This is a genomic window from Corallibacter vietnamensis (genome assembly GCF_039537875.1).
GTDB lineage: Bacteria > Bacteroidota > Bacteroidia > Flavobacteriales > Flavobacteriaceae > Corallibacter > Corallibacter vietnamensis.
On record NZ_BAABBI010000001.1, the window covers coordinates 729,473 to 755,246 of the forward strand.

The following is a 25,774-nucleotide window of genomic DNA, read 5'->3' on the forward strand; positions in this document are numbered from 1 at the left end:
ATGAAAGGAATAATTCTAGCAGGAGGATCTGGAACACGACTACACCCTTTAACATTATCAATAAGCAAGCAGTTAATGCCTGTTTATGATAAGCCTATGATATATTATCCCCTTTCTACATTAATGTATTCAGGTATTAAGGATATACTTATCATTTCTACACCTAAAGATTTACCTCTTTTCAAAGACTTACTAGGTGATGGAAAAAAATACGGCTGTAACTTTCAATATGCCGTTCAAGAAGCACCTAACGGATTAGCTGAAGCATTTATAATTGGAGAAGATTTTATAGGTGATGATAAAGTAGCGCTTATTTTAGGTGATAACATTTTTTATGGTTCAGGTTTATCAACACTTTTACAAAGCAACAATGATCCAGATGGTGGTATCATATATGCTTATAGAGTTCATGACCCTGAACGTTATGGAGTTGTAGAGTTTAATAATGAAGGTCAAGCAATATCAATAGAAGAAAAACCAGAAAAGCCTAAATCAAATTATGCTGTTCCTGGAATATATTTTTACGATAATTCTGTTGTTGACGTAGCAAAAAACATTAAACCAAGTCATAGAGGAGAATTAGAAATAACAGACATAAACAAAGCTTATTTACAGCAAGGAAAATTAAACGTAAGTATATTAGATAGAGGTACAGCGTGGTTAGACACAGGTACATTTCAATCGCTTATGCAAGCATCTCAATTTGTTGAGGTTATAGAAGAAAGACAAGGTTTAAAAATAGGTTCAATAGAAGCTGCTGCTTATGAGATGGGTTATATCTCCAAAGAAGATTTTAAATCTCTTGCAACATCACTATTAAAAAGTGGTTATGGTAAAAACCTGTTAGGAATACTTAATAAAGAATAAATGAGATTAATAGAAACAAAGCTTAAAGACTGTTTTGTTGTAGAACCTAATGTGTTTGCTGATGATAGAGGCTATTTTTTTGAGAGCTATAATGAAGAGAAATTCAATAAAGCTTTAGGTCAAAATATAAATTTTGTCCAAGATAATGAGTCATTTTCATCAAAAGGAGTGTTGCGAGGTCTACATTTTCAAAAAGGAGAATTTGCACAAGCCAAGTTGGTAAGAGTGATTAAAGGAGAAGTACTAGATGTTGCAGTTGATTTACGCCCTGATTCACCATCTTTTGGAAAGTATGAATCGGTGGTTTTAACAGGAGAAAATAAAAAACAATTTTTTGTGCCAAGAGGCTTTGCTCATGGTTTTGTTGTTTTAAGTGATACCGCTATTTTTTCTTACAAATGTGATAACTTTTACAACAAAGAATCAGAAGGCGGGCTTATCTTTAATGATAAAACGCTAAATATAGATTGGAAATTACCAGAAAGCGAATGTTTACTTTCTGAAAAAGACAAAATATTACCAACCTTTGAAACCCTTTTTTAAATGACTTTAAATGTCCTTATTACAGGTTCAAATGGCCAATTAGCTACATGCATAAAAGATTTGGAAAGGCAACACCCAAATCTTTCATTTATTTATACAAATTCATCACAACTAGATCTCACAAATCAAGAAGCTATAAATTTGTTTTTTGAAACCAATAAAATTGATTGGTGTATTAATTGTGCTGCATATACAGCTGTAGATAAAGCAGAAACAGACACTGAAAAGGCTTTTAAGGTTAATGAACAAGGGCCAAAACATCTAGCTTTAGCCTGTAATAATCACAATGTTAAACTAATACATGTTTCAACAGATTTTGTGTTTGACGGATCAAAATCTTCACCTTATAATGAAGAAGATCAAACCAAGCCACTTGGTGTTTATGGTACATCAAAATTACAAGGAGAATTAGCAATAAAAGACGTAATGAATGCCTTTTTTATAGTTAGAACCTCTTGGTTATATTCTGAACACGGCAACAATTTTATGAAAACGATGTTACGTTTAGCACAAACCAATAAAGAATTAAATATTGTTGCAGACCAAGTAGGAACACCAACTTATGCTAAAGATTTGGCTGGAGCTTTACTTCGTATAATTACCTCAAATAGTAATAAGTATGGTGTTTATCACTATAGTAATGAAGGCGTAACTAGCTGGTACGATTTTGCTAAAGCTATTTTTGATATTTCTGAAATAGAAATAAAAGTCAACCCAATTCCTTCAAAAGAATTTCCAACACCTGCTAAAAGACCAAGTTATAGCGTGTTAGATAAACAGAAAATAAAAGAAAATTTAAATATAGAAACTTTATACTGGAGAGAGCGTTTAAAAACCGCGATAAAAAATCTATACTAAAAACTATATCTTATTGATACTTTGAAAGTAAGGCGCAAAAAACATACTTTTGTAACTTAAATTTCAAAAAGAAAATACCAGAGCTTATAATATAATGCAAAAAAAAGTAGCTTTAATAACTGGAGTAACAGGACAAGACGGAGCCTATTTAAGTGAATTTTTATTAAAAAAAGATTACATAGTACACGGTATAAAAAGAAGGTCTTCTTTGTTTAATACAGATAGAATTGATCATTTATACCAAGATCCTCATGTTGAAAACCAAAACTTTTTTCTTCATTATGGTGATTTAACTGATAGCACAAACCTTATCAGAATTATTCAGGAAGTACAACCAGATGAGATATATAACCTTGCGGCTATGAGCCATGTGCATGTATCTTTTGAAACTCCAGAATATACAGCCAATGCAGACGGAATAGGAACATTAAGAATCCTAGAAGCTGTTAGAATGCTAGGGCTTGAAAAAAAGACAAGAATCTATCAAGCATCAACATCTGAATTATACGGAAAAGTACAAGAAGTTCCTCAAACAGAAACCACACCTTTCTACCCAAGAAGTCCATATGCAGTAGCAAAAATGTATGCCTATTGGATTACGGTAAACTATCGTGAAGCTTATGGTATGTATGCATGTAATGGTATTTTATTTAATCACGAATCTCCTATTCGAGGAGAAACGTTTGTTACCAGAAAAATCACAAGAGCAACATCAAGAATAGCATTAGGTTTACAAGATAAAATGTATTTAGGAAACCTAGATGCAAAGAGAGATTGGGGACATGCCAAAGATTATGTTAGAATGATGTGGATGATTCTTCAGGCTGATCAAGCAGAAGACTGGGTAATTGCTACAGGTAAGACGACATCTGTAAGAGATTTTGTTAGAATGTGTTTTGCTCATGTAGGCATTGAGCTAGAGTTTAAAGGAAAAGGTTCTGGTGAAAAAGGCTATATTAAATCTTGTAGTAACCCTGATTTCAACCTTGAAATTGGCAAAGAAATAGTTTCAGTAGACGAAAAATATTACAGACCAACAGAAGTTGATTTATTGATAGGAGATGCGACAAAAGCTAAAGAAAAATTAGGATGGGTTCCTAAATATGATCTTCAAAATTTAGTTGATGATATGATGTCTAGCGATTTAAAACTAATGCAAAAACAACAATTTTTGCAAGATGGTGGTTACAGAATTAATAACTACTTTGAATAAAAAGCAGTTATGAAAAAAGATTCTAAAATATATGTAGCTGGACATCGTGGTTTGGTAGGTAGTGCTATTGTTGAAAACCTCAAAAGCAAAGGCTATACCAACCTAATTACCAGAACACATTCTGAATTAGATTTAACCAATCAAGTTGCTGTTGAAGACTTCTTTAAAAGTGAAAAACCAGAATATGTTTTTTTAGCAGCAGCCAAAGTAGGAGGTATTGTTGCCAATAATGTATACAGAGCCGATTTTATTTACGCAAACATGATGATTCAAAACAATGTAATTCATCAAAGTTACCTTAATGGCGTATCAAAATTGTTGTTTTTAGGAAGTACATGTATATATCCTAAAAATGCTCCTCAACCAATGAAAGAGGAGTATTTATTGACAGACACTTTAGAATATACTAATGAGCCTTATGCCATTGCAAAAATAGCTGGAATAAAAACCTGTGAAAGTTATAACCTTCAATATGGTACAAATTTTATTTCGGTTATGCCAACCAATCTTTATGGACCTAACGATAATTTCGATTTAGAAAAATCACATGTTTTACCAGCATTAATTAGAAAAATATATTTAGCAAAAATGCTGAATGAAAACAATTTTGACACTGTTATTAGTGACACTGGTTTTGAAACGATTGAAGAGGCAAAAGCGTATCTTTCTAAATTTGGAGTATCAGAAAATAGCGTAGAAATTTGGGGAACAGGAGCTCCAAAGCGTGAGTTTTTATGGTCTAAAGATATGGCAGATGCTTGTGTATTTATTATGGAAAACAGAGAGTTTTCTGATACATATTCCGAAAATGATAGCGAAATTAGAAACACCCATATTAATATAGGTACAGGAAAAGAAGTTTCAATTAAAGAGCTAGCCGAAACCATAAAAAACATTATAGGATTTAAAGGAGACTTGGTATTTAATACTGATAAGCCTGACGGAACCATGAGAAAATTAACAGATGTTTCTAAACTGAATAGTTTAGGTTGGAAACATTCGGTTGAATTAGAAGACGGAATTAAAAAAATTTATGACTGGTATATAAATAACACAACTTATTAGTTAATAAAATGTGTATTTAACTATTTATTGTTTTTGATAATCTTGAATATTATAGAAAAATGTACTAAAAGTTTAAAAAACTGTATATAAAATGTTTAGCCTAGTAATCTCCTTACTATAAAGTAGGATAAACAAATTATTATGGTATTTTTGCTAAATAAGAACATCAATCAACAAATAAAAGTCTAATGAAAAAAAACCTTATTATTTTTGGCACTCGCCCCGAAGCTATAAAAATGGCGCCATTAGTAAAAGAGTTTCAAAGACATACTGAAAATTTTGAAACCAAAGTATGTATAACAGCACAGCATAGAGAAATGCTAGATCAAGTGTTAGATTTTTTTGAAATCACTCCAGATTTTGATTTAAATCTTATGAAACCCAATCAAAATTTATACACTCTAACAGCTGATATAATTACAAGTTTAAAGCCAGTACTTGAAAGTTTTATGCCAGACTATGTATATATACATGGTGATACAACAACAACAATGGCAGCTAGTATTGCCGCTTTTTATTCTGGAGCTAAAGTTTGTCATGTAGAAGCAGGATTAAGAACGTTTAATAAACGATCACCTTTTCCTGAAGAAGTAAATAGGAACATTGCAAGTTCAATCTCTGATTATCATTTTGCTCCTACTTCAACATCTCAGCAAAACCTTATTAATGAAAACATAAAAGATTCTTCTATTTTAGTAACGGGTAACACAGTAATAGATGCTTTAAAATACAGTTCAAATAAAGTAACATCTGCGACATATACAGATGATGAAATAAATAAACTAAAAACCATCATTAGTGATTCAAAAAAAACAATTCTTGTAACAGGGCATCGAAGAGAAAATCATGGCCAAGGTTTTATAAATATTTGTAATGCTTTAAAACAAATAGCTATTGAGAACCCTGATGTAGAGATTGTTTATCCTGTTCACCTTAACCCTAAAGTTCAAAAGCCTGTTTTTGAACTTTTATCCAATGTAGGAAATATCAAACTAATATCACCATTATCGTATCCTTCTTTTGTGTGGCTTATGAGCAGGTCATATTTAATTATAACAGATAGCGGAGGTGTTCAAGAAGAAGCACCAAGTCTTGGGAAACCTGTATTGGTAATGAGAGATACAACAGAAAGGCCAGAGGCTGTAGAGGCCGGAACAGTTCTTTTAGTAGGAACAGATAGCCAAAAAATAATAAAAGAAACGAATAAACTATTAAAAGACAATGAAGCTTATGTTAAGATGAGTAAGTTACATAACCCTTATGGAGACGGATTATCTTGTCAAAGAATTGTTGATTTTATTTCAAAATTATAATTATGAGTAAAAACTCAAGTGTAGTAATGATAGGGTTGGGTTATATAGGATTGCCTACAGCCGCATTAATAGCTCAAAACAAAATACGTGTACATGGAGTAGATATTAACCCTAAGGTTGTTGAAACAATTAATCAAGGAAAAATACATATTATTGAACCAGAACTTGATATTGCTGTTTCTAAAGCTGTGTCTGAAGGTTATTTAAAAGCATCAACAACACCAATAGAAGCTAATGTGTACTTGATTGTTGTTCCAACCCCTTTTAAAGGTAAAAATGAACCAGATATATCTTTTGTGGAATCAGCTACTAAAGCAGTTATCCCTTTATTGAAGGAAGACGATTTATATATCATTGAATCCACATCTCCAGTTGGAACAACAGAAAAGATGGTGGATTTAATCTATACACAAAGACCAGAGTTAAAAGATAAATTAAATATTGCATATTGTCCAGAGCGTGTCTTACCAGGTAATGTTATGTATGAGTTGGTCCATAATGACCGGGTTATTGGTGGTTTAGATGAAAAATCAACAGAAAAAGCTGTTGCTTTCTATCAACAGTTTGTTAAAGGAGATTTACATAAAACCAATGCAAGAACTGCAGAAATGTGTAAGTTAGTTGAAAACTCATCTCGAGATGTTCAAATTGCCTTTGCAAACGAGTTGTCACTTATTTGTGACAAGGCTGATATTAACGTTTGGGAACTTATTAATTTGGCAAACAAACATCCAAGGGTAAATATTTTACAGCCAGGTTGTGGGGTTGGTGGTCATTGTATTGCAGTAGATCCTTATTTTATTGTAGCAGAATACCCAATGGAGTCTCAAATAATAGGGAAAGCTAGAGAAATAAATAACTACAAATCTTTTTGGTGTGCAGAGAAAATACAATCAGCTAAATTAAAGTTTGAGTTAAAACATGGACGCAAACCAAGTATAGCACTAATGGGACTTTCATTTAAACCAGATATAGATGATTTAAGAGAATCACCTGCAAAATACATTGCACAAAAAGTGCTTCAGAATTCTAACAATGAAGACTACTATATTGTTGAACCTAATATTACAGATCATAATGTTTTTAAAATTACAAATTATAAAAAAGCTGTTGAAAAAGCCGATATAATTGCTTTTTTAGTTGCTCATAAAGAGTTTAGGCAACTAGATATTCCAAAAAACAAGAAAGTATTAGATTTTTGTGGTGTCTTTAAAAAATAAAAAATGACTTTAAGTGCCAACCTACAAACAGCAATAAAAGCATCATTAGAAGCAGGAAAAGTAATCATGCAAGTCTATGATACAGCTTTTGATGTAGAAATAAAAGACGACAAATCACCTTTAACAGAGGCAGACAAAAAAGCTAATGATGTCATTAATTCGTACCTGATTCCTACGGAAATTCCAATAATTTCAGAAGAGAACAAACAAACGGATTACGCTGTTAGAAAAACTTGGGAAACGTGCTGGGTTGTAGATCCAGTAGATGGCACCAAAGAGTTTATAAAACGTAACGGGGAATTTACTGTTAACATCGCATTAGTAACCAACGGAAAACCTGTTTTAGGAGTTATTTACGTACCTGCAGTAAAAACCATCTATTTTGCTAATGTAGAAAACAACGAAGCCTTTAAGGCAGGTTTAGAGTCTCATGATGTTGCTGTTGAAACGATATTAGAATTAGCCCAACCATTACAACCAAAGAATAATAATTCAAATAAAGTTGAGGTGGTTGGTAGTCGTTCGCACATGAACCAAGACACGTTGGATTTTGTTGAAAGCTTGAAAGCAGATGGTAAAGAGGTTGAGATTGTTTCAAAAGGAAGCTCGTTAAAATTTTGTTTGGTAGCCGAAGGAAATGCTGATGTATATCCGCGTTATGCACCAACAATGGAGTGGGACACTGCTGCAGGTCAAGCCATTTGTAACGCTGTTGGTTTGCAAGTTATTTCAAAAGAGACAAATAAACCATTAGCATACAATAAAGAGAACCTATTAAACAGCTACTTTTTAGTCAGTAAGTAAATGGCAGACGTTTCTTACAAAAGACATATTGCCAAAACCATTACATGGAGAGTTGTTGGAACAATAGACACAATAATTCTCTCATGGATAGTTACTGGAGACCCTTTGGCAGGTCTTAAAATAGGATTCGCAGAAGTCACAACAAAATCAGTATTATACTACTTACACGAGCGTGTTTGGTATAAAATTAACTTATCTAAAGATGGTGTTCTTCTTGAAAGTAGAAAACGACATATTGCCAAAACCATTACGTGGAGGTTTATAGGTACAATAGATACCATGACGTTGGCTTGGATTATTTCGGGTAATCCTCTTGCTGCTTTACAAATAGGTTTCGCTGAAGTGATTACTAAAATGATATTGTATTATTTACATGAGCGTGTTTGGTATAAAATAAACTTTGGTTTAAGTAAAAGAAAAAAAGAATAAGATGAAAGAGAACATTATTCCGCACGATTATCAAATATCTATTGAAGATAGACGAAAGCAGAATGGACATAATTCTTTTTTATTATGGTTTACAGGATTATCAGGATCAGGTAAGTCTACCATCGCTAATGTGGTTGAACAAAAATTGCATCAGAATGGTATTAAAACCTTTACGCTAGATGGTGACAATATTAGAAAAGGAATTAATAAAGACTTAACCTTTGCTCCAGAAGATAGAACTGAAAATATCCGTAGAATTGCAGAAGTGGCCAATTTAATGGTTAATGCTGGTTTAGTGACACTTGCAGCTTTTGTATCACCATACAAAAAAGATAGAGAGAACATTAGAAGTATCGTTAAAGATGTTAACTTTGTCGAAATATTTGTTAACACCAGCGTTGAAGAATGTGAAAGACGTGATGTAAAAGGGCTTTATAAAAAAGCTCGAGCTGGAGAAATAAAAAATATGACAGGAATTTCAGCACCTTATGAAGCGCCAGAAAACCCTGATATTGAAATAAAAACAGAAAACGAATCAGTTGAAGCAGCTGCGCAACGAATCGTAGATTACATAACCCCAAAATTAAAATTCAGTGATGCAATTTAAACACTTTTCTCTTATAGTTTTAATGATATTGTTTTCATGTAAAGACGAGACAAAACCAAAAGAAGAACAAGTTAAAAAACAATCAGAACCAAAGTTAGAGATAAATAGTTTTGAAAAAAACTTATTAGATTTAAAAGATGTTGACTTGGCCTTTAATGAATCATATACTATCAAAAGGTTTGGGGCAATTAAAAAAAACGATAGTGTTTTCTCTTTTGTATTACGACTAGGAGATGATGTTACAAAAGAAGAGGTTAAAAAATACAGTATTGGTTTAAGATCATATAGTTATGAGTTAGGTGATAATAAAACGAATAACCTTAAAAAAGATTTCACACCTAATTTAGTAAAAAAGAAAGGGGCAAATTATATAATTTTAAATCAAAAAATTAATCATATTAGATATTTTGATAGCATAGAAGCCTATACTTATACTCGAAGAGATTGGAATGCTTCAGGAAGAATCAGTACTATAATTATAAAAGATATTTTATTAGAAGAAAAAAACAAATAATGAGCAAGTACTATTTAAATTATTTAGATGAATTAGAGAGTGAAGCAATTTTTGTTTTACGCGAAGTATGGGCACAATTTGAAAACCCAGTAATTTTATTTTCAGGAGGAAAAGATTCTATCTTGGTAACGCATTTAGCAAAAAAAGCATTCTATCCTGCTAAAATACCATTTCCATTAATGCATGTTGACACGGGTCACAATTTCCCAGAAACCATTCAGTTTAGAGATGATATTATTAAAGAATTAGGCGCGCAGCTTATTGTTGGTTCTGTACAAGAATCTATAGACGAAGGTCGTGTTGCTGAAGAAAAAGGGAAAAATGCTACGCGTAATGCACTTCAAATTACAACACTTCTTGATGCTATTGAGGCAAATAAGATTGATTGTGCTATTGGTGGTGGACGTCGTGACGAAGAAAAAGCAAGAGCCAAAGAGCGTTTCTTCTCTCATAGAGATGATTTTGGGCAATGGGATCCTAAAAACCAACGACCAGAGCTGTGGAATATCTTCAACGGAAAGCATTTTGAAGGAGAGCACTTTAGAGCATTCCCAATAAGTAATTGGACAGAAATGGATGTTTGGAATTACATAAAGCGTGAGAATATTGCTATTCCATCATTATACTTTGCTCATGAACGTGAAGTCGTTTGGAGACAAGACTCTTGGATTCCAAATTCTGAATTTTTAGTGCTAGAAGACCATGAAGAAGTGGTGACTAAAAAGATACGTTTTAGAACGTTAGGTGATATTACAATTACTGGTGGTGTAGAATCTGATGCTGATACATTAGAGAAAATTGCTGCTGAAGTTGCTGGTATGAGAAATACCGAGCGTGGAAACAGAAGTGACGATAAGCGATCAGAATCTGCTATGGAAGACCGTAAGCGTCAAGGATACTTTTAATCAAAATTAAATAAAAAATTAACTGTCATGCCAAATACAATTTGGCATCTCATATAAAGAATAACATGTTAGACAACAATCAATTATTACGTTTTACAACTGCAGGAAGTGTAGATGATGGAAAAAGTACATTAATAGGGCGTTTGCTATACGATTCTAAATCTATTTTTGAAGACCAACTAGAAGCTATTGAAAACACAAGTAAGAAAAAAGGTCATGAAGGTGTAGATTTAGCACTATTTACAGACGGTTTAAGAGACGAAAGGGAGCAAGGTATTACCATTGATGTTGCTTACAGATATTTTACAACACCAAAGCGTAAATTTATTATTGCTGATACACCAGGACATATTCAATACACACGTAATATGGTTACTGGAGCATCAACAGCTAACGTAGCGACTATTCTAATTGATGCAAGACATGGTGTAATCGAGCAAACTAAACGTCATGCATTTATAGCGTCGTTATTGCAAATACCACACATTATTGTTTGTGTAAACAAAATGGATTTGGTTGATTTTTCTGAAGACGTATTCAATAAAATTGTTTCTGAGTTTGAAGAAGTATCTTCAAAAATGTTAGTAAAAGATGTTCGTTTTATACCAATGTCAGCGCTTTTAGGTGATAATGTGGTAAACAAATCAGAAAATATGCCTTGGTATCAAGGAGCACCAATGCTACATACTTTAGAAACTATGCATATTAGTAGTGATATTAATAAAGTAGATGCGCGTTTTCCTGTACAAACTGTAATAAGACCACAACGTGAAGGTTTTATAGATTATAGAGGTTATGCAGGTCGTGTTGCAAGTGGCATTTTAAGAAAAGGTGATGAGGTTACTGTAATGCCTTCAGGCTTTACTTCAAAAGTAAAAAGTATCAATCTTCATGATAAAGAATTAGAAGAAGCTTATGCACCAATGTCAGTTTCTATAACTTTAGAAGATGATATAGACATTAGTCGTGGTGATATGATTGTGCGTTCTAACAATAAACCAGAGCCTTCTCAAGACATTGAGGTGATGTTATGCTGGTTAAATAATAGTGCGGCTAAACCTAGAGCAAAATATACAATTAAACACACTTCTAACGATCAAAAAGCAATGATTAAAGAAGTGGTTTACAAATACGATATCAATACTTTAGAACGTAATAGTGAAGATACTGATTTAGCAATGAATGATATTGCTAAAGTTAAAATACGTACCACAAAGCCGTTAATGATTGACGCTTACAGAGAAAACCGTACAACAGGGAGTATTATTCTTGTTGACGATGCAACGAATGAAACCGTTGCAGCAGGAATGATTGTTTAGAAGTGCTGATTTAAAATTTTTATAGCTTAAAATTTTTTAATTTAAAAAAATGAAAATACTCGTTACAGGAGCAGCAGGATTTATAGGCTTTCATTTGTGTAAAGTACTATTAGAAAAAAACCACGAAGTAGTAGGTTTAGATAACATCAACGATTATTACGAGGTATCATTAAAATATAACCGCCTTAAGGAGTTGGGTGTTTTACAAACAGAAGCTCAAGAATTTATTAAGCTCACAACGTCATCATCTTACAAGAACTTTTCATTTATTAGAATGCATCTTGAAGATCGTGAAAACGTATCTAAACTTTTTGAATCTCAAGGATTTGATGTGGTTTGTAATTTAGCAGCACAAGCAGGCGTTAGGTATAGTTTAGAAAACCCAGAAGCTTATATAGACAGTAACGTTGTTGGGTTTTTAAATATTCTTGAGTGTTGCAGACACAACAATATAAAACACTTGCTATATGCTAGTAGTTCTAGTGTCTATGGTGAAAACGATAAAATACCATTTTCTGTAACCGATAATGTTGATCATCCTATAAGTTTATATGCTGCTACAAAAAAGAGCAATGAACTTATGGCGTATACGTATAGTCATCTTTATAATATTCCAACAACTGGATTACGATTCTTTACAGTTTATGGACCTTGGGGAAGACCAGATATGGCTTTGTTTTTATTTACCAAAGCCATAGATAAAGGAGAGCCTATAAAAGTTTTTAATCATGGGAAAATGAGTCGCGATTTTACGTATATTGATGATATTATTAATGGGATACAAATTGTACTAAATAATCCACCAAAGTTGGAAGTTGATAAAAAGCAGGTACCTTACAGGTTGTCTAACATTGGAAATGGAAGTCCAGAATCTTTAATGGATTTTATTAATGCCATTGAAAACAGTTTAGGCAAAAAAGCTGAAAAAGATTTATTACCTATGCAACCTGGCGATGTACCTCGAACCTGGGCTGATGTATCTGAACTTGAGAAAATTGGTTATAAAAGCTCTGTAAATATAGAAGATGGTGTTCTGGAGTTTGTCAATTGGTATAAAGCTTATTATAAAAAATAATAGCAGAAACAATTAAAAAATAGCGAAATGAAAAAAAGAGTAAAGTTTTTAATAAAAAAAATAATTTTTATTTTAAGATTTAAGTTTAGAAAATTAAGAGGAGGCGATAGAATGCAACCTAGTTTTATGATAGTTGGTGCACAAAAGGCAGGAACGACATCACTATACCATTATTTAATTCAACACCCTTCAATTAAATCAGCGTTAAAAAAAGAAGTAAATTATTTTGATAAAAATTACTATAAAGGAGATTCTTGGTATAAGGCATTTTTTCCAATAGAAAAAAATGACAATAGCATTACTGGAGAAGCCACTCCGTTCTATATGTTTCACCCATTGTCAATGAAACGATTAGCTGAATATAACCCCAATTTCAAAATAATAGTTTTACTTAGAGAACCAGCAAGCAGAGCTATTTCGCATTATTATCACGAAGTAAGAAATAAAAGGGAAGATTTAGGTATGCGAGAAGCCTTTAAAATGGAAGACACAAGACTTGAAAAAGAATTCGACAATATTCAAAACAACCCCAAACACGATTGCTACAACCTGCAAAGATTTTCATATAAAGATAGAGGATATTATGTGGGCCAAATAAAAGAAATAAAAACTCATTTTAAAGAGGAAAATATCATGATAATTGATAGCAAAGAATTTTTTAAAAACACTCAAGAAATGGTAAAAGAAGTTTTAGAATTCTTAAAGGTTGATTCTGATTTAAAGATTAAAACAAAAAAGAAATTTAATATTGGCACTTATACAAAAGACCCTGACGAGAAGAAAATTCTTAATGAATTAAAAACAGATTATAAGGAGTCAAATGAAGAACTGTTTAAGGTTTTAGGCAGACGATTTGATTGGAACGAATAAGAATTATCTATAATGTCTAAAGGTTTAAAGCAGAAAACATTTATAGGGTTTCTCTGGTTGTTTGCTGGTAGTAGCACACAAACAATTTTACAAGTTATTGTTTTATCAATATTAGCTAGATTAGTAGTGCCTGCTGAGTTTGGTGTTATTAGTATTGCGACTGTATTCATTGGTTTTTCTAGAATATTTTCTCAATTAGGCATGGGTGCTGCTATTGTCCAAAAAAAAGTAGTAACTACTTGTCATATAAGAACTGCCTTTACAACCTCACTAGTAATTGGAACTTTTTTTTGTGTTTTAATACAAGTTTTTGCAAACCAAATAGCAGTTTACTTTGAAATACAAGAACTAGCATTGGTTCTAAAATTAATTTCAAGTATTTTCATAATTGATAGCTTTATTACTATCTCACAAGCCTTGCTTCAAAGAAAAATGAGAATGAAATATTTTGCATTAACTGAGTTAATATCTTATGCTATTGGTTTTGGTGCTTTGGGCATTGTACTTGCGTTTTATGGGTATGGAGTGTATGCGTTAGTTTTTGCTTATATATTACAAGCTATTATAAGGGCTATTATTTTGTCTTTTTTTGAACCCCATTCAATAATTCCGTATTTTAATAAAAAAAGTTTTAAAGACTTGTTTTTTTATGGAAGTGGTCAAACGATTGCTAAAATAGCAAACTATGTTGCTGGTCAGGGTGATAATTTAATTGTGGGTAAGATGTTAACAGCTAGCGATTTAGGTTTTTATAGCCGTGCGTTTCAATTAATGGTGGCTCCTGTTAATTTAATTGGACAATCGTTAAACATAGTATTGTTTCCTGCGTTGGCGTCCGTACAAACCGATATGAAAAAGGTGAAAAATGCTTTTTATAAATCTACTCAACTTGTAGCATATGCTTCATTGATTATTTCAGGGATATTAATTGTTAATGCAAGAGAGGTTGTTTTAATTTTGTTAGGGGAGAATTGGTTACAGGTAGTTGTCCCTTTCCAAATTTTAGCTGTCGGGACAATATTTAGAATGAGTTATAAAATAAGCGATTCTTTAATAAAAGCTCTCGGAGATGTGCATAGAAGAGCAATAGTTCAAATTGTATATGCTATATGTGTTTTCTCTTTTTCATATATTGGGCATTTTTGGGGTATTAAAGGAGTAGCTTTAGGAATTTTTGCAGCCATTTTTTTGAATTTTGTTTTTATGACTCATTTGAGCCTTTTACAATTTAAAGATTATTGGATTAAATTTATCCTGTTATATATTAAACCATTAATACTATCTCTTGTTGTTTTTGCTTTTGCTTATTTTACACTATCTTCATTAAGATTGCTTGCCTTAAATATTATAATAACTGAAATTTTATATTTGTTTATTGTTTTTGGGTTTTTAATAATTGTAATTTTATGGTTTAAAAATACGCTGGGTATCTCTAACGAAGTAAATCTTGTTCTAAAAAAGATAAAAAGTAAACGATAAAAGAGAAATGAACCAAAAGAAGCTAATATTTTTAATTTTCATTATAGCATGTATGGCCTGCAAGCCAAAAGTAGAACTATATTTAGAACGTGGATTAGACATTTTAAGCAACAAAAAAGAATTAAAATTTAAAATATATCAAGATCTTATCATAGATGAATTAGGCGTGATAAGAGATCAAAAAGAAAACAAAAAAACATTAGTATTCAAACTAAACAAAAGTGTAACCGATACTTTTTTTAAAACAGAAAACCTATTAGGTGTCCGAGTTTGGATAGAAGATAAAAACAAAAACAAAAGAATTGAAAATTGGGACTTTAAACCGAAGCTGACACAAGTTAATGACTATAAATATATAATTAAAGAAATTTTTGTAAAGGAACACCAAATAAAAAAAATGAAACTCTATATATATCAAAATAGAGATAACAAAAAACATAAAGTTGGCAAAGACACCCTATTACACAAAATAAACACATATAATGACTAATATACAGCCACAAATAGCGTTAGTAACACCGCTGAAAGATGAAATAGATAATATTGATAAGTTTTTTAAAACCATTGAATCATTGTCTATTCCGATAAGTTGTTTAGTTATTGTTGAAAACGACAGTACTGATGGGAGTAAAGAATACTTAAGTAAGGTTTCTAGCCTTAAAAATGTAAAACACTTTAAAGTAATAAATATTAACTTTGAAGATACCTCCTATCGCGTTGGAAAGAAATATGCCACAATTATTAACACAGGGTTTCAATACATAAAAAACTTAAACTTATATACTACAATAGACTACATAGGTATTTTAGATTGTGACGTATTTCCTGAAATAGATTATTATGATAAGTTGACAAAATTTTTAAGTACACATTCAGAAATAGGAATTTCTAGCGGACTAACATATACTCAAGAAGGAAAACTTCATATTGCCGATCCTAATTTTGTAAGAGGGAATAGCCGTATATGGAAAAAAGCCTGTTTTGAAGATGCAGGTTATCTTATAGCATACACAGCAGATACGGTATCATTAGCTTTAGCTCATTTAAAAGGTTGGAAAACCAAAACACTTAAAACAGCCAAAGTTATCTCTAGAGAGGTAAATGTAAGAATTTCAAACTCTCGTAACAAAGGCTATCATGCTTATTATAGAGGACATACTTTGTTTTATGTATTATTAAAAGCTTTGTTTTGGGCAGTTAAAAAAAACAAACCTAAAATGGCTTGTGAGTTTTTTATGGGTTATGTAACATCTATGCTACATAAAAAACAAAGAATAGAAAACAAGCAGATAAGACGCTATTTTAAATTTTATATCTACAATAAGTTAATAAATAAATATTAAAAAGATGACTGTAATAGTTATTTTAGTTTGTTTTTTTTTATCTGCTTTTTTTCATCAAGGGTTATATATAATTATACCTATACTTTCTTTTTTACATATTTCTTTAAAAAAACAAGCTATATTAACTTTAAACCCCATAAGTAAAACATATGCTTATGTAGTTTTTTTCTGCCTGTGTTTTGTAGCTATACAAACCTTATTGTTTTTTGAATTAAATATGTTTTCTTTAAAGGGATGTTTGCGATTTGTAGCTTATTTCTTTTTTGCAGTACTTGTATCATATACGACTATAGACAATATAAAAAAAGTCTTCATGTTGATAGCATTATATTTTTTAATAACGCTACCCATGAGCTTTTTTCAGGTTTATTTAGATTGGAATTGGGGTCGTTATAAAAACATTTTTGAACATTCCAACCATTTGGCCTATGTCTTAACAATGTGTATATATTTCATGGTGTTTCATAATCCTTTTAAAAAGATGTATTTATATATAGTGATTTTGTTTACACTGTTTTTATCTTTACTACTAACAAAGTCTACTGGAGGGTTATTGGTTGTCTTGACTTTAGTATTATATAATGCTATTAAGACTAAAAAAGTTTCTTTTATTAAAAAAACTGTTTTTTTTACTATTTTGCTATTATTAGCATTATTAGTTATAAATAGTTCTGATAAAATTTCAGAACAAATAAGCTCAATAGATTTTTTGACTTGGGAATTTATAAAAGATAGGGTTGATATTTATACTATTGATGGAGTTAATAGAGCTGGAGGATATGGGTCCTTTGTGTGGCGTATTATTTATTGGTCTAAACTAATTTTTACTTTTTTTTCAGAATCTTTTTTTACAATGTTATTTGGGCTAGGAGTAGATCACTTAACGAAAGGCTATTTACCGTATGAATTTATGGATAAAGACCCTCATAATGATTTTGTTAAAGTCTTATTAGAGTATGGTGTCCTTGGTGTTATATTGTTTTTAGGTTTTTTCAAAAGAATTTATAAATTTACCTGTAAGAACTTCAATATTGTTATAATGGCGGCTATACCCATGTTTTTTGGTAATGCCATAGTTAATTACCCTTTTAATATTACTTTGATACTAATTCTAATATATGAGTATAAAAAATGTCATAGCAAAATTAACTAGAACACTGGTTTCTTTATTTATACTCTTTACAATACTACCTGTTAAATTAAATTTTAGCAGCATTGTTATTATTAGCCTTACAGCTTTAAGTTTTTTAAATATTGCTTTTTTTTACAAAAAAGCAATATTTAAAAACTCATTTAAATTATTTTTAATAAGCTCTCCTTTTTTTGTTTATTCACTTGGTTTTTTAAACACTTTAAATATAGATAGCGGTTTAAGTTTCTTATTAAAAAACCTTAGTTTTATAGCTTTTCCACTTATTTTAACAAGTTTAAATGAGTACATTTTTAAAAACAAAGTCATCTTAACGTTTTTAATTTCTCTTGTAATTATAGATGTTTATTTAACGTATCTGTTTATTTATAATTTCAATTTTGGAGCAAAGTTTTATATGATTGTAACTACAGATATTTATCATTCTACTTATTTAGGAATGTATAATATTGTTGGTTATTGGTTTGCTTTGAAGTACGCAAAAGGCAAAAAAAGAAATGCTTTTGTTTTTTTGGCATGTTTTTTTCTGCTTTCTGCAATAATGACCTCTGCTAGAATAATTTTTGTTTTAGCTATACTTTCCGCTATCATATCAACATTTGTTTTTATTGAATCAAAGAAGAGAAGAGCTTTTTTAATATGCTTTTACTTGTTAATTGGAGTTTTGTTATTGATTAGTATTCCATCAGTAAGTCAAAAATTTTATCAGTTTAAGCAGATAAACCAAATTCGATTTGATGAAAATAATTACCAAAGTATATCTTCAAGACTTGGGAAAATAGAAGCAGCGACTAATATAATTAAAGAAAATTTTTGGTTTGGTACAGGTACAGGAGATTTAATGGATGAATTAATAAAAGAATACAAAAGCATGAATTTTCTTATGGGTTATAAGTACAAGTATAATCCTCATAATCAGTACTTGGAAAACCTCGCGCGAAATGGAATAATAGGAGGAGGTTTTTCTTTGTTTATAATTTTTATATACCCTTTGATTATTGGTGTTAGAGACAATAACAAGATGTTATCATCTTTTATAATATCTGTAATGGTAATTAGCTTAACAGAATCGATTTTAGATGTTCACAAAGGAATAACTTTTTACACTTTTTTTGTTACAATATTAATTTCCTACCCTCCAAAAAAAACACAATATTTTTTTAATGAAAACAACAATAAGACATAATATTCTTAATGCAAACATAGACAACTTTAGTATGCAAGAAACACTTGCAAAAATTAAAGAATCTATAGACAAAAAAGAGCAAATACATCATGTGGTAGTTAACGCAGGTAAAATTGTAGCCATGCAAAAGGATTTAAAACTACGAAAAAGTGTTAATGAAAGTGATTTAATAAATGTTGATGGTCAAGCTGTTGTTTGGGCATCTAAAATATTAGGAAAGCCACTTAAAGAGCGTGTTGCAGGTATCGACCTTATGGTGAATTTAGTAAAAAAAGCACATGAAAATAATTATAAGATATTTTTCTTTGGCGCTAAAGAAGAAGTCGTAAAAAAAGTGGTTGATATTTATGCTTCACAATATTCAACAAGTATTATAGCAGGCTATAGAAATGGTTATTTTAAAAAAGAAGAAGAAAAAAACATAGCTAAAGAAATAGCGCATAGTGGAGCAAATATACTTTTTGTAGCCATTAGCTCTCCAACAAAAGAGAACTTCTTATATGATAATAAAAACTTACTAAAAAATGTTAACTTTATTATGGGTGTGGGAGGTAGTTTTGACGTAATTGCAGGTAAAGTTAAACGAGCCCCTATGTGGATGCAAAAAGTCGGTTTGGAGTGGTTTTATAGGTTTATTCAAGAACCAAAACGCATGTGGAAACGTTACCTGATAGGAAACACTAATTTTATATTACTTGTTTTTAAGCACAAGTTTTTAAAGAAATAAATTGTGTATTAACCTTAAATAATTATTAATCAATAAACAAGTTTCTAAAGTAACTTGCTTATTTTTGTTGAAAATAAATTAAATATAAATGAACATATCAGTCATAGGAACAGGCTACGTAGGTCTTGTTACAGGAACTTGTTTAGCAGAAACAGGAAACAATGTTTTATGTATAGACATAGATAAAACTAAAGTAGAAAAAATGCAACAAGGCGTAGTTCCTATTTATGAACCACACCTAGATGTGCTTTTTGAAAGAAATATTAAAGCAAATCGCTTAAAATTTTCTACATCTTTAGAAGAAGGTTTATCACATGGAGATATCATATTTTTAGCTCTACCAACACCAGAAGATGAAGATGGTTCTGCAGATTTATCTTATGTTTTAGGAGCCGCTAAAGATATAGGTAAACTTATAAAGAACTATAAAGTAATTGTAGATAAAAGCACTGTTCCAGTTGGTACAGCAGATTTGGTAAAAGAAACCATAGCAAAAGAAACCACTATAGATTTTGATGTAGTATCCAATCCAGAATTTTTAAGAGAAGGCTTTGCTGTAGACGACTTCTTAAAACCAGAACGAATTGTAATAGGTTCAAGCTCTGACAAAGCAACAAAGCTTATGGAGAAGCTTTATAAACCTTTTGTAAGGTCTGGAAACCCAATCTTAATAATGGATGAAAAATCAGCAGAACTAACTAAATACGCGGCAAACTCTTTTCTAGCAACCAAAATCACATTTATGAATGAGATTGCTAATTTCTGTGAAAAAGTAGGTGCTGATGTCGATAAAGTTAGAGTTGGTATGGGTACCGATTCAAGAATAGGAAAACGCTTTTTATTTCCAGGAATAGGTTATGGTGGTTCTTGCTTCCCTAAAGATGTAAAAGCATTACATAAGTCTGGAAAAGACAATCATTATAATTTTGATATTTTAAACGCCGTAATTAAGGTTAATGATACACAAAAGAAAATTCTTATACCAAGAATAGAAAGCTATTTTAATAACGATTTAAAAGGAAAAACCTTTGCTGTTTGGGGCTTGGCTTTTAAGCCAGAAACAGACGATATTAGAGAAGCTCCTGCATTATATGTAATAGAAGAATTGTTAGCCAGAGGAGCAAAAATAAATGTCTATGATCCTGAAGCAATGTCAAATGTAGAGCGTAAGTTTGCTGATAAGTTAAACTATATTCAAAATATGTATGATGTAGCAAAAGATGTAGACGCATTGATTATTTGTACAGAATGGAGTATATTTAGAACACCAGATTTTAAAAAGTTAAAAAACAACATGAAGCACCCTGTTATATTTGATGGTAGAAATTTATATGATGTAAATGATGCCAAAAATGAAGGGTTTTATTATGCTTCTATAGGTAGAAAGACAGTGCATTAATGAAAAGAATTTTAATAACAGGAGCAGCTGGTTTTTTAGGATCTCATTTATGTGACAAGTTTATAAGTGAAGGTTTTTATGTTATAGGAATGGATAATTTTATCACCGGTGATAAAAAAAACATTACACACCTATTACAAAATGAAAACTTTCAATTTATTGAACATGATGTTACGGAGTTTGTGAAAATAGAAGGAGATTTAGATTACATCCTTCATTTTGCTTCACCAGCCAGTCCAATAGATTATTTAAAAATTCCTATTCAAACACTAAAAGTAGGATCTTTAGGAACGCATAATTTACTAGGTTTAGCCAAGGCTAAAAAAGCTAGAATATTAATTGCATCTACATCAGAAGTGTACGGAGATCCATTAGTGCATCCGCAAGATGAAAACTACTACGGAAATGTAAACACTATAGGTCCTAGAGGCGTTTATGATGAAGCTAAACGCTTTCAAGAATCTATAACGATGGCTTACCATAGGTTTCATGGCCTTGAAACAAGGATAGTTCGTATTTTTAACACCTATGGCCCTAGAATGCGACTCAATGATGGTCGTGTTATACCAGCATTTATGGGGCAAGCACTTAGAGGTGAAAACTTAACGGTTTTTGGAGATGGTTCTCAAACAAGATCTTTTTGTTATGTTGATGATCAAGTAGACGGTATATTTAAACTACTATTCAGTGATTATTCTTATCCCGTAAATATTGGTAATCCTCATGAAATTACAATTAAAGATTTTGCTGAAGAAATAATAAAATTAACTGAAACTGATCAAAAAATAGTTTATAAAGAACTTCCAAAAGACGACCCTCTTCAACGTCAACCTAATATTTCTTTAGCCAAAAAACTTTTAGGATGGGAACCTAAAGTTGATAGGGAAGAAGGTATGAAAAAAACGTTCAACTATTTTAAAAGCCTTTCTTATGACGAGCTTCGAAAAAGCGAGCATAAAAATTTTACTAAACATATAAAAAGATAAGTGAGTTCATTTAAACAAGGAAGATATTCAGGGTATTTAAGGCCAATATCATACTTAATAGATTTAAGTATTATAAATAGTTTGGCTATTCTATACTTTTTTAAAAGTATAGATCCGATTGTATTTCTTATAGTTTCAACAACATCATGGATTATACTGTCTATTTTTTCAAAGTTTTATGAGGTATATAGGTATACTCGAGAAACAACAATATTAACACTGATTTTTAGACAACTAGTATTGTTTACGTTATTAATTTTTGCATTCTCAGGGTTTAATCATGATTTAAACATAAGGCCTCAAACAATCTTTAAGTACATCCTATACGCTTTTATACTTATAGGTCTATTTAAATTTGCACTTTACTATTTACTTCAAAAGTATAGAACAGCTTTTGGTGGAAACTATAGGGTTACGGCAATACTTGGAAAAAACAAACAAACACTAGCTTTAGAGAGTTTTTTTAATCAAAATCCAGAATATGGTTACATACATAAAAAAACGTTTAATGTTAAGGATAAAGATAATTTTAGTTTAGAGTCTTGTTTTCAGTTTCTTCAATCTGAACATGTAGACGAAATTTATTGTTCTATTTCAGAGCTATCAAATTCTCAAATGCATCAAGTTATAGACTTTGCAGATAACAACTTAAAGATTCTTAAGTTTTTACCAGATAATAAAGATATCTACTCTAAAAAACTTAAATATGAGTATTACGACTATCTTCCTATACTCTCGTTAAGGGATATTCCTTTGGAGGATTCTGTAAACATGTTTATAAAGCGAGCTTTTGATATTTTATTTTCATCTTTAGTAATTATTTTTATTCTTTCATGGCTTACGCCAATCATCGCAATATTAATTAAACTTGAATCAAAAGGCCCTGTGTTTTTCAAACAGTCAAGAAACGGATTTAACTATAAAGAGTTTGATTGTTATAAATTTAGATCGATGACTCCAAACAAAGATGCGCATTTACATCAAGCAACAAGAGGAGATCAACGTGTTACTAAAGTTGGAAAATTTATCAGAAAGACTAGTATAGATGAGCTACCGCAGTTTTTTAATGTGTTATTTGGTGATATGTCTGTTGTTGGTCCAAGACCACACATGGTTAGCCATACAAACATGTATGCAAAAAAAGTAGACAAGTTTATGGTGCGTCATTTCGTGAAACCAGGCATAACAGGTTTGGCTCAAATAAGTGGTTTTAGAGGAGAAGTAGAAACCGATAAGGATATTATAGGTCGTGTTAAATACGATATTTTTTACATAGAAAACTGGTCTATACTCTTGGACTTAAAAATTATATTAAGAACCTTTATAAATGCAGTAAAAGGAGAAGAAAAGGCTTATTAGAGAGATTTAACCAATACGTGCAGCTGTCTTTCAAAGTCAAAGTTTTTTAAGGCAGTTTTTTGTATTTGGTTTTTAAACCGATGATTTAATTCTGTAATAGCAATTTTTGAAAGCTGAAGATTTAACGCTTTATAATCTGATGAAGGAACTACCCAACCTAATTTATGTTTTTTTATAACAGTTTCTCCTTCGCCACCACCAAAATAAAGCATAGGAAGCCCTAATTTGCCATATTCAAATATTTTTGAAGGGACAGAGCCATAAATTCTATTTAATAGCGGAATTATTGTTAAATCGTAATGTAAGAGTGCTTGATGGAGTTCTGAACGAGTAATTTCACCATGATAAACAATATCTAATTTAGGGTTTGTAGCAATCAAGTTTTCAATACTTTCTTTCTCGGCACCAGCGCCATAAATATGAAACTGTATGTTGTTATAGTCTAATTCTGTACAAAGTTTGTAAATACCTTGAGCAATGCCTAGCAAACCAGCATAAACCATTTTTATTTTTCTGTGGTTTGTAGGTTTTTCTACAAGTTTTGGCGGGTCAAAATCTGGGAAGTTTCTATATAAAAAGGTGTTTTTTTTGGGGAAAATAGATGTTATGTGTGCCAAAATCTCTTCACTTTGACCTAAAACTAAATCTGCTTTTTTATAATTAAAACGTTCAATGCGCTCTAAAAGTTTGTAACTAAAGTTCTTTTTAAAAGCGCCTAATTCTAAGCCTGCAATTGGCCATAAATCACTAACATTTAAAATAAGTTTACGATTCTTATTTCGTATAAAAAACATACAAGTAAAAGCAACTAAAAGCGGCGGAGATTGTACAATAACCTTATTAGGGAGTTTATGCCACATAAAAAACCAAATTAAACTAAAACTATATGAAAGCATAGCTATTAAACGTTTTAGTTTGTTCTTAGAATTGCTAGCGTAAATCCATAAACGATGTATGGTAATACTATTTTCTACCGAGGTGTTTTTAAAAACACCTTTATAATCATCAAAAATTTCGCCTTTAGGGTAATTAGGTAATGGTGTTATTACTGAAACTGAATAATTTTGTTTTTGTAGTCCTTCGGCTAAATGAAAAATACGGTTTGATGCAGCTCCTGTTTCAGGTGGAAAATAGTTGGTTATTATTAAGGCATCTTTCATTTAAGATGGTTTCAAGTTTGACTCTATAATTTGAGGTTTTCCCGATTTAGTAGGTGATATTTTATTTACCTCTTTGAAAACAATAGTTAAACAATGGTTTGTTAAAATATCAAGTTTAGATTTTATGTCGTTTAAAATAACGTTATCAAATTCATATTTGGTGTCAACAATATAAACAATTGTAATGCTTTCTAAATCGTTTTGAATGATTTTATATTGTTTAATAGCTTGATAGTATTCTAAAACACCAGTAAAGCTATGAATGTTTAGTGTGATTCCCTTTGTTGTTTTTATTACATCTGTTTCTCGTCCTACAACTTTTTGTAACAAAGGATAATTTAATAATTGATTTTTAGGATGTTTCTCTTTAGGCAATTTTATAGCCAAGTCACCCAACTTATATCTAATTAAAGGCATCGCTTTATTTGTTAAACATGTTACTAAAACATGTCCCATTTCTCCGTCTTCAACAGGGTTTCCTGCGTCATCAACAAGCTCTAAATATACATGAGGTGACATGACATAATAGAAATCTAAATCACTTTTACAAGCCATGAGCAAGCCTTCTGCACAGCCATATGTGTCAACTAGATTTATATTATTTCCAAAAGCCTGACGAATCGTTGCTTTGTATGAATCAAATAGCTTATCTCCAAAACAAATAACGCCAATAACATTGGGTGTAATTCCAGAATCAATACTTGCTTTAGCTAATTGGTTTATTACTGAAGGATAACCAGCGATAAACAAACGCTTTTTTTTAGATACTTTTTGCAACGTAAGTTTTAATTCTTCTTCTGATAAGCCAAAAGCTTTGACATATGTGCATCTATAAAAAATATCTTTTAATTTTTTTAAAAAAGAACGCTTTTGCGAAATACCAAATTGTAATAAATTATCACCCATTTTATAACCGCTCCATTGCCACCAATGGGTTTGTAAAGCACGTAGGTAAAATGTGTGATCCTTGGTCATGTATGTAAACGACTGCACGCCTGAACTACCGCTGCTATGATGCTTATCTAGTGTGGTAATATCAAATTCAGAAGAAATCAAATCGGTTTTACGGTCTCTTAAAATCGATTTTGTAAGAATAGGGAAATCAGATAGGTTATCGGGGCTTATGTTTTTGTAATAAGGTACATGCGTTTTTGCATATAAAAGAATCTCTTTGAGGTTTTGTTGTTGTATTTCTTTTAACTCAAACTCTGATTTAGTATCTAATTTTTGCCAAGATTTTAAATGTTTTAAATATGTGCCACCAAAAAACCTATCTCCGATAGGAAGTATAAGGCTTTTAAGGACAGTGTTGTAAAAACTCATAAAATCTTTTTTCAAAACTAATTATTTTTTAAGCGTAAAAGCAATTATTTTTGCAGCAAA

26 protein-coding genes are annotated in these 25,774 nt (G+C 31.0%); 24 read left to right on the plus strand and 2 right to left on the minus strand.

Features of this window, described 5'->3' with window-relative positions:
* The 24 genes from rfbA (at position 1) to ABD690_RS03410 (ending at position 23,231) form a co-directional block, all read left to right on the plus strand.
* Positions 1-867 (plus strand): glucose-1-phosphate thymidylyltransferase RfbA, encoded by an 867-nt coding sequence (rfbA, locus tag ABD690_RS03295; RefSeq protein ID WP_344727017.1) that lies wholly within the window; start codon positions 1-3, stop codon positions 865-867.
* Positions 868-1,410: a dTDP-4-dehydrorhamnose 3,5-epimerase gene (gene rfbC / locus ABD690_RS03300; RefSeq protein WP_344727019.1), complete on the plus strand. Its 543-nt coding sequence runs from the start codon at positions 868-870 to the stop codon at positions 1,408-1,410.
* Positions 1,411-2,268 (plus strand): dTDP-4-dehydrorhamnose reductase, encoded by an 858-nt coding sequence (gene rfbD, locus ABD690_RS03305; RefSeq protein ID WP_344727021.1) that lies wholly within the window; start codon positions 1,411-1,413, stop codon positions 2,266-2,268. It begins immediately after the preceding gene.
* A gap of 94 nt (positions 2,269-2,362) precedes the next feature.
* Complete coding sequence (gmd, locus tag ABD690_RS03310; RefSeq protein ID WP_344727023.1) at positions 2,363-3,481, plus strand: GDP-mannose 4,6-dehydratase; 1,119 nt, start codon at positions 2,363-2,365, stop codon at positions 3,479-3,481.
* Positions 3,482-3,490: 9 nt separating this feature from the next.
* On the plus strand, positions 3,491-4,546 hold the full coding sequence (locus ABD690_RS03315) for a GDP-L-fucose synthase family protein (protein ID WP_344727025.1): 1,056 nt from the start codon (positions 3,491-3,493) through the stop codon (positions 4,544-4,546).
* 188 nt (positions 4,547-4,734) lie between these two features.
* Entirely contained in the window at positions 4,735-5,859 is a 1,125-nt protein-coding gene (gene wecB / locus ABD690_RS03320; protein ID WP_344727027.1) for a non-hydrolyzing UDP-N-acetylglucosamine 2-epimerase, read from the plus strand.
* Positions 5,860-5,861: 2 nt separating this feature from the next.
* Positions 5,862-7,079 (plus strand): UDP-N-acetyl-D-mannosamine dehydrogenase, encoded by a 1,218-nt coding sequence (wecC, locus tag ABD690_RS03325; RefSeq protein ID WP_344727029.1) that lies wholly within the window; start codon positions 5,862-5,864, stop codon positions 7,077-7,079.
* Positions 7,080-7,082: 3 nt separating this feature from the next.
* Complete coding sequence (gene cysQ, locus ABD690_RS03330) at positions 7,083-7,883, plus strand: 3'(2'),5'-bisphosphate nucleotidase CysQ (RefSeq protein ID WP_344727031.1); 801 nt, start codon at positions 7,083-7,085, stop codon at positions 7,881-7,883.
* The gene (locus tag ABD690_RS03335; RefSeq protein ID WP_262732445.1) at positions 7,884-8,312 is read left to right on the plus strand and encodes a DUF2061 domain-containing protein; all 429 of its coding nucleotides are present in this window, start codon (positions 7,884-7,886) and stop codon (positions 8,310-8,312) included.
* Position 8,313: 1 nt separating this feature from the next.
* Entirely contained in the window at positions 8,314-8,919 is a 606-nt protein-coding gene (gene cysC, locus ABD690_RS03340; protein WP_344727033.1) for an adenylyl-sulfate kinase, read from the plus strand.
* Positions 8,909-9,433, plus strand: a complete 525-nt coding sequence (locus tag ABD690_RS03345; RefSeq protein WP_344727035.1) for a hypothetical protein — start codon at positions 8,909-8,911, stop codon at positions 9,431-9,433. Before cysC ends, ABD690_RS03345 begins: the two co-directional genes overlap by 11 nt.
* A complete protein-coding gene (gene cysD / locus ABD690_RS03350) occupies positions 9,433-10,338 on the plus strand; it encodes a sulfate adenylyltransferase subunit CysD (RefSeq protein ID WP_131506372.1) in 906 nt (301 codons plus the stop codon). Before ABD690_RS03345 ends, cysD begins: the two co-directional genes overlap by 1 nt.
* Positions 10,339-10,403: 65 nt before the next feature.
* Positions 10,404-11,657, plus strand: coding sequence for a sulfate adenylyltransferase subunit CysN (cysN, locus tag ABD690_RS03355; RefSeq protein WP_344729283.1), 1,254 nt, complete (start codon positions 10,404-10,406; stop codon positions 11,655-11,657).
* A 49-nt stretch (positions 11,658-11,706) separates the two neighbouring features.
* Positions 11,707-12,732, plus strand: coding sequence for an NAD-dependent epimerase (locus ABD690_RS03360; protein ID WP_344727038.1), 1,026 nt, complete (start codon positions 11,707-11,709; stop codon positions 12,730-12,732).
* Between the two features lie 27 nt (positions 12,733-12,759).
* The gene (locus ABD690_RS03365) at positions 12,760-13,602 is read left to right on the plus strand and encodes a sulfotransferase domain-containing protein (protein WP_344727040.1); all 843 of its coding nucleotides are present in this window, start codon (positions 12,760-12,762) and stop codon (positions 13,600-13,602) included.
* A 12-nt stretch (positions 13,603-13,614) separates the two neighbouring features.
* A complete protein-coding gene (locus ABD690_RS03370) occupies positions 13,615-15,081 on the plus strand; it encodes a lipopolysaccharide biosynthesis protein (RefSeq protein ID WP_344727042.1) in 1,467 nt (488 codons plus the stop codon).
* Positions 15,082-15,088: 7 nt separating this feature from the next.
* Positions 15,089-15,571: a hypothetical protein gene (locus tag ABD690_RS03375; RefSeq protein WP_344727044.1), complete on the plus strand. Its 483-nt coding sequence runs from the start codon at positions 15,089-15,091 to the stop codon at positions 15,569-15,571.
* Positions 15,564-16,424, plus strand: a complete 861-nt coding sequence (locus ABD690_RS03380; protein WP_344727046.1) for a glycosyltransferase family 2 protein — start codon at positions 15,564-15,566, stop codon at positions 16,422-16,424. The genes ABD690_RS03375 and ABD690_RS03380 overlap by 8 nt, the downstream gene beginning before the upstream one ends.
* A gap of 4 nt (positions 16,425-16,428) precedes the next feature.
* Positions 16,429-17,577 (plus strand): O-antigen ligase family protein, encoded by a 1,149-nt coding sequence (locus tag ABD690_RS03385; RefSeq protein WP_344727048.1) that lies wholly within the window; start codon positions 16,429-16,431, stop codon positions 17,575-17,577.
* On the plus strand, positions 17,543-18,760 hold the full coding sequence (locus tag ABD690_RS03390; RefSeq protein WP_344727050.1) for an O-antigen ligase family protein: 1,218 nt from the start codon (positions 17,543-17,545) through the stop codon (positions 18,758-18,760). The genes ABD690_RS03385 and ABD690_RS03390 overlap by 35 nt, the downstream gene beginning before the upstream one ends.
* Positions 18,738-19,487 carry a WecB/TagA/CpsF family glycosyltransferase gene (locus ABD690_RS03395; protein ID WP_344727052.1) on the plus strand — a complete coding sequence of 250 codons (750 nt, stop codon included), beginning with the start codon at positions 18,738-18,740 and terminating at the stop codon, positions 19,485-19,487. Before ABD690_RS03390 ends, ABD690_RS03395 begins: the two co-directional genes overlap by 23 nt.
* Before the next feature lie 88 nt (positions 19,488-19,575).
* A complete protein-coding gene (locus tag ABD690_RS03400) occupies positions 19,576-20,886 on the plus strand; it encodes a UDP-glucose dehydrogenase family protein (RefSeq protein WP_344727054.1) in 1,311 nt (436 codons plus the stop codon).
* On the plus strand, positions 20,886-21,872 hold the full coding sequence (locus ABD690_RS03405) for a UDP-glucuronic acid decarboxylase family protein (RefSeq protein ID WP_344727056.1): 987 nt from the start codon (positions 20,886-20,888) through the stop codon (positions 21,870-21,872). Before ABD690_RS03400 ends, ABD690_RS03405 begins: the two co-directional genes overlap by 1 nt.
* Positions 21,873-23,231: an undecaprenyl-phosphate glucose phosphotransferase gene (locus tag ABD690_RS03410; protein ID WP_344727058.1), complete on the plus strand. Its 1,359-nt coding sequence runs from the start codon at positions 21,873-21,875 to the stop codon at positions 23,229-23,231.
* Here ABD690_RS03410 and ABD690_RS03415 read toward each other — a convergent pair.
* Together ABD690_RS03415 and ABD690_RS03420 are read right to left on the minus strand one after the other, a co-directional pair.
* Positions 23,228-24,391, minus strand: a complete 1,164-nt coding sequence (locus tag ABD690_RS03415) for a glycosyltransferase family 4 protein (protein ID WP_344727060.1) — start codon at positions 24,389-24,391, stop codon at positions 23,228-23,230. The genes ABD690_RS03410 and ABD690_RS03415 overlap by 4 nt on opposite strands.
* Positions 24,392-25,729 carry a phenylacetate--CoA ligase family protein gene (locus tag ABD690_RS03420; protein ID WP_344727062.1) on the minus strand — a complete coding sequence of 446 codons (1,338 nt, stop codon included), beginning with the start codon at positions 25,727-25,729 and terminating at the stop codon, positions 24,392-24,394.
* Between the last annotated feature and the right edge of the window lie 45 nt (positions 25,730-25,774).

Bases quoted from the DNA above. Each gene is read 5' to 3' on its own strand.
- rfbA (WP_344727017.1), top strand. From the start codon at position 1: ATGAAAGGAATAATTCTAGCAGGAGGATCTGGAACACGACTACACCCT.
- rfbC (WP_344727019.1), top strand. From the start codon at position 868: ATGAGATTAATAGAAACAAAGCTTAAAGACTGTTTTGTTGTAGAACCT.
- rfbD (WP_344727021.1), top strand. From the start codon at position 1,411: ATGACTTTAAATGTCCTTATTACAGGTTCAAATGGCCAATTAGCTACA.
- gmd (WP_344727023.1), top strand. From the start codon at position 2,363: ATGCAAAAAAAAGTAGCTTTAATAACTGGAGTAACAGGACAAGACGGA.
- ABD690_RS03315 (WP_344727025.1), top strand. From the start codon at position 3,491: ATGAAAAAAGATTCTAAAATATATGTAGCTGGACATCGTGGTTTGGTA.
- wecB (WP_344727027.1), top strand. From the start codon at position 4,735: ATGAAAAAAAACCTTATTATTTTTGGCACTCGCCCCGAAGCTATAAAA.
- wecC (WP_344727029.1), top strand. From the start codon at position 5,862: ATGAGTAAAAACTCAAGTGTAGTAATGATAGGGTTGGGTTATATAGGA.
- cysQ (WP_344727031.1), top strand. From the start codon at position 7,083: ATGACTTTAAGTGCCAACCTACAAACAGCAATAAAAGCATCATTAGAA.
- ABD690_RS03335 (WP_262732445.1), top strand. From the start codon at position 7,884: ATGGCAGACGTTTCTTACAAAAGACATATTGCCAAAACCATTACATGG.
- cysC (WP_344727033.1), top strand. From the start codon at position 8,314: ATGAAAGAGAACATTATTCCGCACGATTATCAAATATCTATTGAAGAT.
- ABD690_RS03345 (WP_344727035.1), top strand. From the start codon at position 8,909: ATGCAATTTAAACACTTTTCTCTTATAGTTTTAATGATATTGTTTTCA.
- cysD (WP_131506372.1), top strand. From the start codon at position 9,433: ATGAGCAAGTACTATTTAAATTATTTAGATGAATTAGAGAGTGAAGCA.
- cysN (WP_344729283.1), top strand. From the start codon at position 10,404: ATGTTAGACAACAATCAATTATTACGTTTTACAACTGCAGGAAGTGTA.
- ABD690_RS03360 (WP_344727038.1), top strand. From the start codon at position 11,707: ATGAAAATACTCGTTACAGGAGCAGCAGGATTTATAGGCTTTCATTTG.
- ABD690_RS03365 (WP_344727040.1), top strand. From the start codon at position 12,760: ATGAAAAAAAGAGTAAAGTTTTTAATAAAAAAAATAATTTTTATTTTA.
- ABD690_RS03370 (WP_344727042.1), top strand. From the start codon at position 13,615: ATGTCTAAAGGTTTAAAGCAGAAAACATTTATAGGGTTTCTCTGGTTG.
- ABD690_RS03375 (WP_344727044.1), top strand. From the start codon at position 15,089: ATGAACCAAAAGAAGCTAATATTTTTAATTTTCATTATAGCATGTATG.
- ABD690_RS03380 (WP_344727046.1), top strand. From the start codon at position 15,564: ATGACTAATATACAGCCACAAATAGCGTTAGTAACACCGCTGAAAGAT.
- ABD690_RS03385 (WP_344727048.1), top strand. From the start codon at position 16,429: ATGACTGTAATAGTTATTTTAGTTTGTTTTTTTTTATCTGCTTTTTTT.
- ABD690_RS03390 (WP_344727050.1), top strand. From the start codon at position 17,543: ATGAGTATAAAAAATGTCATAGCAAAATTAACTAGAACACTGGTTTCT.
- ABD690_RS03395 (WP_344727052.1), top strand. From the start codon at position 18,738: ATGAAAACAACAATAAGACATAATATTCTTAATGCAAACATAGACAAC.
- ABD690_RS03400 (WP_344727054.1), top strand. From the start codon at position 19,576: ATGAACATATCAGTCATAGGAACAGGCTACGTAGGTCTTGTTACAGGA.
- ABD690_RS03405 (WP_344727056.1), top strand. From the start codon at position 20,886: ATGAAAAGAATTTTAATAACAGGAGCAGCTGGTTTTTTAGGATCTCAT.
- ABD690_RS03415 (WP_344727060.1), bottom strand. From the start codon at position 24,391: ATGAAAGATGCCTTAATAATAACCAACTATTTTCCACCTGAAACAGGA.